At 64.6% G+C, this 12,414-nt stretch carries 1 protein-coding gene (only partly in view); it reads left to right on the top strand.

All coding sequences use genetic code 11. The annotated features are described in order from the left end of the window. On the top strand, window positions 1–12,414 hold the 3' end of the coding sequence (locus ACIBCN_RS01610; RefSeq protein WP_396989516.1) for an ADP-ribosyltransferase. 19,212 nt of this gene lie to the left of the window's left edge; 12,414 of the gene's 31,626 nt are visible here — the last part of the coding sequence; the start codon falls outside the window, past its left edge; its stop codon occupies window positions 12,412–12,414.

Here is a 12,414-nt window from a genome sequence, read left to right as displayed (position 1 = left end):
GAGCGGCACAACCATTTCGACGGCGTACGGGTGTTCGACACCAACACCGCCGCTGGCGCGTACGCCTTCCTCCATCTACGCACCTGGGACCAGCTACCGACCGAGGTGCAAGAGGCGCTGCGCGCATACCAGCAGTGGCCGAGGGCCAACAACGCACTGCGGATCCGCCCGGACGCAGCCGCTTTCGCTGCTCCCGCCGATGCCGACGCCAACCAACGGCACATCGAACTGCTCGACCGGGCAACCGAACAGCCGTTGCCGCTGACCGAGCCGATCCGCGTCGTTCGCGCTCTCGACAACATCGACTTCATGGCCATCGACCAGCACGGCAACACCATGAAAGGGCAGTCGGATCTCTCCCGGCTGCTCACCGTTCCGCAACGGGAACCTGGCTTCACGTCCACCTCGGTGGCCGCCGAGCTCGGGGATCTCATCCACGACACCAAGTTCCGCTTGGAGCTCGTGGCGCCGCCTGGCACGCGAGGGGTCTACATCGGTCCGGACGGCGACAGAAACTTCGCCGATCAGAACGAACTTCTGTTAGCGCGCGACACGTTGTACGTAATCACCGGATACGACCAGTCCGACCCCGACGTCACCGTGCTCTACGGCCGCGTCGTACCAACCACATCGCGCCTCGGCCGCACGGAGGAGCCCGCCGCCACCGCACACGACAGCAACGAATCCAGCGGCCAGGCCCGGTCGAGCGACGATGAATCCGACAGCGAGCGCGACGATAGCAGCGACACGAACTCCGACGATGAGCGCAGCGACCACGACAACTCCGAGCGCAGCTCGTCCACAGGCGACCACGACAACTCCGAACGCAGCTCGTCCACAGGCGACCGCACCGACGATGGCATCGATTCCAGCGGCGACTCGCGGTCGAACAGCGGCAGTGCCGACGGTTCGGACATCGTGTCCACCTTGCGCTGGATACCGGTGGAACATCCCGCCGACCCCACCTCCGCTGCCATGGCGCGGGTCATGAATGTACGCGGACCAGCGGACGTGCACGATCAGATCAGAGAGTATCTGGACCGCATAACCGAGGAAGAGGACAAGCGCCTCAGCAATATCGAGCAGGAATGGCAGCAGGGACGGGTCAGCGACGCGCAATGGCAGAACGCATCGATGAGTCGGCAGAATTTCGACCGCCTGGTGGCCGGGCAACGAGCGATGCTTGAAAACCCCAGGGCCGCACTGGAGTCATGGCTGCCGTTCGGCAAGCACAAGTTCCTGGGCCTGGTCGCGAAAGCGTACGGAGTCAACGTCACTGTCGTGCATGAGCACGGCGGCGAGATCGAATTCAGCCCTTCGCAGGGCGACCCGCGTGTGTACCTGCTCTACCAGGACGGCCAGGCCAGCCACTATGCGATCGGCGTCACCGAAAACGGCAACCTGTATGCGGAGCGGACACGTATCCGGCCATTGCCGTCGCTCAGTTCGACGAACGGCCTGGTAGTTCCCCGGGCGGAGATCCCGAGACCGTTGGACCGGGTGCTCGCCTCGCGGTACATCCCGCTCCTCGACGGCGCGGCCATCCGCAAGAAATACCATACCGAGCCTCGGCCGATCGAGATCAAATCCACGGTCGGGCCCATCGAAAACGCACGAACGCTCGATGAACTGAATGGACTGAACTATCACACCCCGGTGCGGTACCTGAGCCTCGATGAGCTCGAGGACCATCGGCTGTTCGTCGGCCCCGGCGGCCGATTGTTCCGGGCCGTCGACGGCCGTCTCTTCGATACCACCAGCCTCGCTACCGAGCCGTCGACGGAGGGCGGTCGCGCGATCTTTGTCATGGACGAGTTCGCCAATCTCTATGCCGGTATCAAGGAGATCGGCCTGGTCCACCACTCGTCGTTCCGTCGCGGGGCCATTGTCAGCGGCGGCGGCACCATCGCCGCGCGCGAGGGCGAGCTCACCGCCATGAGCGACCACACCGGTCACTACCGCCTTCCCACCGACGCCGACGCTTCCGACATTGCGTACGCCCGCGACATTCTCTTGGTCAACGACTATGCGCTCGACACCCTCCGGCGCCAAGGTCTGCGGCCTGCCGAGAACTTCACCCGATACACCTTCGACGAAGCGCCCCGTGCGCGCTTCGGCGAACTCGACCGTCAACGCGCCGAGGTGGAACGGCGCCAGATCATGCTCGACGCGGAGAACGCCGCGCTGACCCGCAAGGAGAACACGCGCCCCAGCTCACCGCACGACGCCGATACGTTGCTACGGCAGCTGCGGCGCGAGTCTGTACAAAACCGGCAGAACCAGTTGAACCACTGGCGAAGCGAGCTCGCGCGGGAGATCATCCAGCCCGACCTGGGAGACGAGCTCTTCGCGCACCCGGAACCCAGGGGACCTGACGACCGGCTCATCCCGCCGCAACTACCCACTGGACTGGACAGCACCCGATCATCGGTCCACACAGTGGGCAACTGGTGGGTCTATATCGGCAAATCCTGGTGGAACGACCTGCATTTCGACGACCTCGCACCCGGCTATCAACGTGGTCTGCTCGTCGACTATCCCGTCCTGCGCACCAACGACGCCGTGCCCGCGGCAGTCCGGCACACCCTCAACACCCGATACCTCCAGCTCGAAATCCAGCACCTGCAAACCCTCGCCGCCACCTCCGAACGGCTGCCCGCGAACCAGCGTCTCCAGCTGCGCAATCTCACGGCCACCCTCACCTACCTGCACACCACCAGGCTGGAAATCGAAACAACCGCACAGAAGGTGAGTGCCAGACCGACAGCAGTCCATCTGCTCGTCTTCGACCAGGACGACACGGGCAGACGCGGACGAGTCGCGATCAGCTTGGGCACCATCGATACCGCAACAACGGTGCACTGGCACATACCGGCCAACGCGGCCATCACGTCGTCCGCACACGCGATAATCCACGCAGCGCAGGACCACACCAAAGCCGTCCGCTCCCACCCTGATCACGCCACGGTGATCTGGATCGACAACGAGCCCGCCACCGGCACACTCACACCAGAATCCAGCTCCGGCACAACCGATCACCCGAGCGCAGCACTCATCGACTTCACCCTCACCCATCCCGCCGCGCGGCAGATCCACGTCTTCGCACCCGAATCCGTCGCGAATTCCATTAGCCAACAGGTGGATTCGGACCGGGTCACGGTGCAGCGCCGCGCAGGCCCGCGCCGCGACACCACAGTCGACGGCAGCACCCGGCACGACCGCACCAAAGCCCTCGCCAGTGCACACCCGCTCCGAGGCGGTGCCACCCAACACACCAGCGCACCCACGCGACGCACCCACATCGACAACATCCCCGCACCCCACAACGGACTCTGGGAATCACAACCAGGCGGCGGCAACTGCATGTTCCACGCCCTCGCCCGCATCACCGGCATGAACGACCCCGACGCACACATAGACCTACGCGCCCACGCAGTGGAAACCGCCTACCAAACCCGCACCACCACCCTCCACGACTACACCTCCCCCACCCCACCCGAACACTTCATGCCCGGCAACCCACCCACCGACTTCCACCCCGACCTCCCCGAAACCGACCGCCACAACACCTACCAGCAACACCGCGACACCACCTACCAACGACTCCGCGACGCCACCCCCTCCAAACTCCAAAAACTCCTCCTCAACGCCCAATACGCCGACCACGCCGCCGAACTCCTCCTCCCCGAACTCGCCCGCACCCTCCAACTCAACCTCGACATCCAGCACCCCGACCGCACCACCCACCACCTCCAACACGGCACCCCGGGCACCCCCACCTACACCCTGTTCCGCGAAAACACCGGCGACGGCCACTACCACGTCGCCATCCACCCCCACGGCCAACCCATCACCACCCACACCACCACACCCACCAAACCCTCCACCAAACCCCTCCGCGGCGGCGCCGACACCCACCATGAGCGCAGCGCCGAGATCCTCGGCAACATCGGCATCGGCGCGAGCCCCTCCGACACCGACCAGGTCCTCGATATCTCCGACCTGAGCCAGGTGCTGACCGAAAACACCTTGGACACCGAAACCGAGATACATTTCCGCGACGGCGACCTGCCCCGGGTCGCCGTCGTGCGCAGGGACGGGAATCTGGCTGTCCGCGAGCCGCATACCGCAGGTGATCTACCACCGGCCCCGCAGGAAATCATCAGCCGAGCGGAATTCGAACGCCGGCTCGGCGAGTACGGGACCCGGCATGTCCGGGTCACGCCGCCGACGCCCGTCGACTGGTATCGCGTGCCGTCCAGCGGGCCGGAGAACCTGTTTCCGACGCTGGCCTACATTCTCGGACTCGAGGCCGACGTCGTGCGGAATCAAACCCACCAGAAGATGGAATCGGATGGCATAACGTCCGAGCTCTCCGCAGCGGCCGAGAGCTATGCCCTGAACTTCTTCTTCTCGCCGACCGACGAGCCGCGCACAGAAATGATAAACAACCCGAAAACACCGAAACTCTTCCTGCGGCACTTGTCTACCACGGGCTACGAGATCGGTGTCACGGCCACTGGACATTTCGCCGCCGCCGTCAAACCAGACTTTCCCTCACCAGCCCGGGCCGGTGCGACGACCCTACCGAGAGAGCAGATCCCCGCACCCCACACCACGATGCTTGCAGGCGGACCTGAATCTCTCCTGGAAGGTGCTGCTATACGGCGATTCTATATGTCAGATCTGCGACCGGCGTCAGCGCGAGCGCCGAAGCCCGCAACGATAATAAGGAGAAGGCGGAGGAGGACGCATTGGATACGACACCGAACAGTCCCGAAACCGAAACTAGCGGGCCGGAATATCACGTCGGAACACTTGACTCGGGAGAATATCCGCGATCCAACGCCAGTCCACTACATGGACGATGTGGAGCGCGAAGCCCATCGGCTCTTCGTGGACCGGGACGGCAGGCTCCGGCATGCTCGCGACGGGTCGCTGTTCAATTCTGAGCGGAACGAGAAAGACCTCATCGAACGTAAAACAATTTTCGTCATGGACGAGTTCGGCAATCTGTACGCCGCCGACAAAACCAGAGGCCTGATCCAGCATTCGTCTTTCCTCGGCGGCCGGACCGTCACCGCTGCGGGCGCCATCTCGGCACAGGATGGAATAGTTACCCGGATCGTCGACAGCAGCGGGCACTACTGGCCCGATGAGCAGACGAACGACTATGCCCTCGCCTTCCTGGAGACGCAGGGCCTGCGGTTCGCCGACGACTTCCAGCGGATCTTCTATTCGAAGAACGAACAGTTCGAACAGCGCGATGCGACAACCGAGGCGCGCACCCGACGCGCAGCTCTCGCCCGTGCAAAACGTATCCTCGCCAACGGTCCGACACCTACCTGGCCTTTCAAGATCTATCGAACCGCGTCGCACCATCAACTCAACTGGCGACATTTCCCGCCTGGCACGACGATCGGTTTCCAGGACGCACTGTTCGACACGACAGTCACGGTCGCCGACGACCGCCGACTCCGGTTGGTCGCTCGCAGTATCGACGGATCGCGCCCCGACCGGGCACACGAACTGGATGTCGAGGCGCTGCAAGAGCTGGTGACCAGGCTGGATGTCGAGGCTATCCGAGTCGAGCGACCCGAAATCCCCGGCATTTTCCCCCCGGCTACCTATTACGGTGAGGACCTGCTGCGGCAACTGGCGCAGGGCGGCGAAACAGTCACCTCCGACCTATCCGAGACCACGGCCGTAGCACGCCCGCCCGCGGTGGACCGGCCTGCGCAGCCCATGCCATCGCGCTGGGAGCCGGTGCCGACCACCGGCGATCCGGGGTTCGCCGTCTTTGCCCAAATATTCGAGGTCGCCGAAATCGGAAGTATCCGCGAGCGCATCATGGACCACCTCCTCGAGGAAGTGGTGGTAGAACGCGACCGCCGCGAAGAGGTCGACGAAAGCCGGGCGGACGGCGAGATCGACGACTTGGACTGGCAGGAAGAGCTGCGGGAACGGCGCGATTTCGATCGCTGGCGGTCGAGCGCGTATTGGGTCATGGTCGATCCTGCCGCGCAATGGAATTCACCGGATTTCGATGCCGGTGACGAATTGCTGCGATTGATCTCGGATACCTACGGTGTGAACTTCGTCAGCGTGCACCCGGACGGTCAGGTACGCGAGATCATCGAGTCCCCGGACCGGTTGACGGTATTCCTGCGGCGCACCTCCGATGGTCGAGCCGAGATCGGCGTCACCGCCACCGGCGATCCCTTCACGGTGTGGCCGCAGCAGCGGCTGTGGGACGAACTCAGCACACCTACCGGCCGCGTACCCATGGACCAGATCCCGGCGCCGCTGCACCGTGCACTGACCGCGCCGCATACACCGCTACTCGTCGGCACGGTCGCGAGCAAGATTTCCGAGCCTGGTTTCACCCGCCCGGTCCATTATCTGGACGCCGTGGAACTCGAGTCGCATCGGCTGTTCATCGGCGAGGACGGGAGGCTGTACCGGGCCAGCGACGGGCGGCGGTTCGACACGACCGAGGCCGAGGACGCACCGGAGGGCCACCGCGATGTGCTGTTCGCCATGGACGAGTTCGGCAATCTCTATGCCGCCGCGACCGAGCCGAGCGGCCGAATTCAACACGTGTCCTTTCTTGGCGAGCGTGTCACCACCGCCACCGGCGTGCTGAGTGTGGTCGATGGCCGGCTGGTCGACTGGTCCGACGACGACCGCATGGGCCCGCCTCGCCCGGAGCTCAACGATCTCGCACTGGATTGGCTACGCCGCCAAGGCCTTACGCTCGCCTCCGGCTTCACCCGGACCGATGAGGACGGGCGCTACCGTGATCGGGTCGGCGAGCTGAAGCGCCAACAGACCGAGGTCACGCACCGGCAGCTATTCGCCAACGCCACGGAAGCGGCGCTGGACCGCATCGAGCACGCGTCCACCGGGCAGGACCCGGCGGTACGCGAGGTAGTGCGGGCCGCACGCGAGCCGTTCTTCCAGGAACAGTTCGAACTGGGCCGCTGGCGTCAACAGCTACGCACCGGACGGATCTCGAGAACGGAGCAGGACAAGACATTCGCCCATCCCGAGCCCACCGGTCCCGGCGATCACATCAGACCGGCGCCACCATCCGACACCCTGCGCTCCGTCGAGGGTTCCGCCGGCGACCGGGCTACCTGGTGGGAACAGCACGGCCGCGAGTGGTGGCAGGCCCTGCGTTTCGCGGATCTGGCACCGGGTTACCAAGCGCCGCTGCTCGCCGCCTACCCCGGTCTCCGCAATGGCGACGGCATCCCCGCCACGGTGCGAAACACCTTGAACCGCAAATACATTCTGCTCGAGATCGCGCGCATGAAGGAAGGCGCCGATACCATCGCACGGTTCGCCTCCCTGCAACGCCGCTTGCACAATCTCGAGACCACCCTGGCAGCGCTGCATACCGCGGATCTCGAAGCGGCGATAGCGGCACGACGCTCGGGTGTCGCGGAACCCGAGGTGCGGTTGCTGTCGTTCGACCAGAACCTGCAGCGCCGCCGCGGCCGCGTGACGATCGCGTTCGGGCCGGTGGACACCGCGACAACCATTCATCGGCAGGAGACCGAGAACGCGTCGTTCGGATCGCTGGCGCCTGCAATATCCCGCGTCGCACGATTCCAGACCGAAACCACCCGAACCCGAACCGATCACGCGACCGTGCTCACCCTCGGCCGCGACGGCGCGGGAGACGCGACGCGCGGACCGCCGGGACGCGGGCCCGCCTCCAGCCGGGATCCCTCCGAGGCCAACCCTGGTACCAGGGCAATCCCGGATCGAACCGCGCCGAGCACCCGAGCACGCCGCAGCACAACAACTCCCGCAACGACGCAGACCGATGGGTCCGTCGTCCGGACGACGGACAGCAGCACACCGACAGGTCGCGGGTTCGAGCCCGGCCCCGACGAGACAGTCGAGGGTGACGATGTCCTGGCAGGCCACGCGCTGCCATTCGGACCTGAAAGAGATGACACCTACTTCGGCGACCACCTGCTGAACTACCTCCAGTCCGAACAGTACGAACATCACACCACCAAACCCGAGCGAACCTCGTTCGTCCGCACCAACCTCGAACCGCCCACACTCGCCGAGCATCAGGAATTCCTGAAAACCCTCACCCCGGAGAAGGAAGCCGAACTCTTCCCAACCATTCCTGTCACGATCACAGCCGGGCGCACCAAGGATCCCGACAACACTCTCACCCTCGTCAATGGGGGCGGCGCAGTTCTCGTGCTACCCGCGACCGGCAGCGCGTACGCGAAGTTGACGGTCCTGCCATCCGGGCACAGCTATTACGAATTGGCGAACACGAGCGGCCAACAGTTCTCGGTATCCGCGAAAATGCTCGACGATTTCAATTACCCGCCCAACACATTCAACGTCTATCGCCCCATATCGTGGAGCGTGAAGGGCGAAATCCGCATCTTCGGCGTTGACCGCCACCAGAATCACGACGACATCCGAGTTCCATACGGCGCCGGACTCGTCACCATGCCCCACCCAACGCGGCGGTTCATCAAGAACCCGAGGAATTCGGACTGGCTGGCCGTCGAAGCCCCGCACAACATACTGTCCGCGACGCCGACCCTCGACGATCTCCCCGACGAAGAATTGTACGGTCCGAGCGGCCTGCCACATCCACGAGACGCGCGGCAGGGGACGATCGGCAATTGCTCCCTGATCGCGCCGCTCAAGGAGAAAGCGCACCGCGAACCGCAGTCGATCCGGGAGGTGCTGTGCGACCACCGTGACGGCTCCGGCATCATGTATGTCCGTCTCCTGATCGGCAACAAGATCGAATGGGTCCCCGTCCGGAAAAGCATCCGCGTGACCGGTACCCACCATGGATACGTCGTCGGCCACGAACCCGGACAACCACTGTGGACCTCGATGATCGTCAAAGCCCTCGCGCAGCGGCTCGGCGGTAGCGACGGCTACCACGTGAGCAACGTGTCAGCCATGGCCAAGATGGATGTCTTCGCCTACCTCGACGTGGGCTCCTACCACCCCGCTGGCGGCGCATTGCCACAACCGTCCCGCGTTGTCCTCGATTGTTTCCACGCACTGCGCCTCGACACCGAAACCATGTATGAGATGGTGGGCGGCGACCCCGAATTCCACCGTAGCCTCGTCGGCGCCCTCGACAACATCCAGCCGCACTACGACGCGCTGTACCGTGCCACGGACAAGGCCATCGAAACCGCCCACCCCAAGGACGCCGCCGCCCGCCGGACCGCGTGGGCCAAGTTCAAGCGGACCGAAGACCCCACGACGTCCGTCGGCTTCCGCAAATACCTCGACCAGAAGTTCCCGGGGCGGTGGGCAACCGAGAAGAACATCCTGGCCACCTACTTCGACGCGATGTACGACGGACCCGCCGAAAAGCGGCTGCTCGACAAGGACGACCGGAACTACCGGTTCGCCGAGGTGATCGCGGAACGGCTCGGCTGGCTGGGGAGGCGCAACACCACGGTCACGATCGGCACTGCCAAGTTCGGGCAGGATCACGGCGATAGGGCCTTGGTGCCCGGCCTGATCGGCGGCCACGCGTACGCGCTACTCGAAGTCATCCGTGACGCCAACGGCAAGCCGATCGGGCTCCTACTCGAAAACCCACACGACCACAACGGCGCCTACCCCAAGCCGATGGAAGGCATCGAATACCGCCTCGCCCCAGGAGGATCGGGCTACATCATCGACCCCGGCAGTATCCGCCGCGACCCTGACAACCGGACCTACGCCACCTACGTCCGCCGCGACCCCGACAACACCACCTACCGCATCCGATACCGCCGTGACCCCGACGGCACCACGCACCGCGAATTCGAATCCCGCGAAGACCCAGACGGAACTGTTTATCGAATCACCCCGCAAGGATCCCGGCATGTCCGATACACCAATGGCGCACAGCAGTGGTCCACCCACCTGGGCAATATTTGGGAAACACCGGACGGTCTCCAGCTCTGGACCGAACCGAACGGCAAGAAACACCGTAAAGCCCCAGGCAGCACGACATGGCAGCCCGACGATCCCGCACGCACAGACCCACCCGACACCGCCACCCCCCTTCGCGGCGGCATCATCGCCGTCGCCCTCACCCATATACCGCTGTTCGACGTCGTCGCGATCGGCGGTCCCGGCGCGTTCGGGCTGTACGGGCCGGACAACCTCGTCCAGGCGGGCACCGGCACAGCACCCGCACCCGGCGGTGTCCACGCCCCACCACCGACCGGACCCGCCGACCTCGGTCCCACAGCACCGTCCGACGCCACCACGCTCCCGCAGATCACACTGTCCAGCGACACCGCGGAACCGGCGTTCGCCCCCGAGCCGCCCGGCCCGTTCGATGGTGTACGCGTATTCGACACGGACTACGCGGGTGCCGTTTACGGGTTCCTTCGGCTACGCATCTGGCCCCATCTGCCCGCCGAGCAGCAGGCTGCGTTGCGTGGGTACCAGGAGTGGCCGCTGGTCAACAATAAACTGCGGATCTACGCCGAAGAAGCTGCCTTCGACGAAACCTGCGAAAAACTCCGGCGGAACGCCGAAACCGCGGAACGAGTGACCAGGGCGCACGATACAACGCCGGATCTCGCGGCGTTGCGGCTACGCTATGCCAGCCTGAACGGCCGGTCCGAACAAAGCTACGACGAAACGCTGGAGCTGGTGGACCTGCTCGCCATTCTGTCGAGTCCCCGTCCGGAGGCCTATTGGGAAGAGATTCGAACGAACGCCGACCTCGCCCGCGTCTTCGACGATTTCAGCCAGCGGCATTTCGGTAAGCCCATGGGAGCCGACGTCATCCGTGCGCAAATCAAGCACCTCGAGCTGGCGACCAACCAGCCACTGCCACTGACGGAATCGATTCAGGTGGTCCGCTCGCTCCGAGGGATCGACTTCATGGTCATCGATCAGCAGGGCAATACGATGCATGGGCAGTCGGACCTCTCCCTGCTACTCAACGTTCCCCAGCAGGAACTCGGCTTCATGTCCACCTCGGTAGCGGCCGAGCCCGCCGATCTCACCAACCCCACGAATTTCTGCCTGAAACTCGTGGTGCGGCCCGGTGCACGCGGGGTCTATATCGGCGAGGACGGCGTCGAAAGATTTGCCGACCAGAACGAACTCCTGCTGGCGCGCGGCACGCGCTATGTGATCACCGGCTACGACCAGCCCGATCCCCGGGTCACCGTGCTCTACGGCTACATCGAACCCCCCATGGCCTCCGAACCCGGCATCGGACTCACCCCGGGACCGTCTCCGACCGACAACCCCGTGCCTCCCACACCGACGTTCGAACCCGAAGGCGACGACACCTACTTCGGCGCTCACCTGCTGGACCCCGCGTTTCAAGAACGCGCCCGGACGGTGAATGCGCTGTCCGCCGAATCCGGGGAGTCGCAGGTTCTGCTGCCCGGCGACAGCACGCACCCGCAGGTCATGCTGACCGGCGACACCGCAGACCCGGCGTTCGCCCCCCAGGCGCCCGGGGCGTACGACGGTGTACACGTATTCGACACTGATTACGCCGGTGCCGTTTTCGCTTCCCTCCGGCTCCGTATCTGGGACGAACTACCAGGCGAGCTGAAAGCCGTGCTGCGCTCGTATCAGGAGTGGCCGCTGGCCAACAACAAACTGCGGCTCTATCAGGATGAGGCGGCTTTCGACCGCTCCTGCGAAAAAATCCGGCGGAACGCCGAGCTCGCTGCGCGGGTGAATCCGCGCGGCACCGCTCTTGACCTCGCGATGCTGCTGAATCGCCACAACGAATTGGACAGCGGCACCGGTCGCAGCGCAGACGAAACGCTGGAACTGGACGCGCTGAACACTGTTCTGGCGCATGACCGGCCGGACGCCTACTGGCAGGACATCCGGACCGACGCCGAGATCTGCCGCAACTTCGACGATTTCAGCCAGCGGCATTTCGGCGTGCCGTTCCACGCCGACGTCATCCGCCTGCAGATCGAGCTGCTGGATCAGGCGACCGACCGGCCGCTGCCACTGACCGAACCGATCCGAGTCGTCCGCTCGATCCAAGACATCGACTTCCTGGTAGACCAGTACGGCAACACCATGCATCGACAGTCGGACCTCTCCCTGCTGCTCAACGTCCCCCAGCAGGAACCGGCCTATCTGTCCACCTCGGTCGGTGCCGATCTCACGGATCTGATGCACGACACCAATTTCCGCATGGAGCTCGTGGTGCCGCCGGGCGCACATGGGGTCTATATCGGGCAGGACGGTGACCAGGATTTCGCGCATCAGAACGAACTCCTGCTTGCGCGCGGCACGCGCTACGTGATCACCGGCTACGACCAGTCCGATCCCCGGGTCACCGTGCTCTACGGCTACGTCGAAACCCCCACGTCCGCCCAACCCGGCATCGGACTCACCCCGGACCTGCCAGGCTGGCCGTAA

The sequence above is a fragment of the Nocardia sp. NPDC051052 genome (assembly GCF_044456045.1).
Taxonomy (GTDB): domain Bacteria; phylum Actinomycetota; class Actinomycetes; order Mycobacteriales; family Mycobacteriaceae; genus Nocardia.
This window is presented reverse-complemented; position numbering and strand designations above follow the sequence as displayed.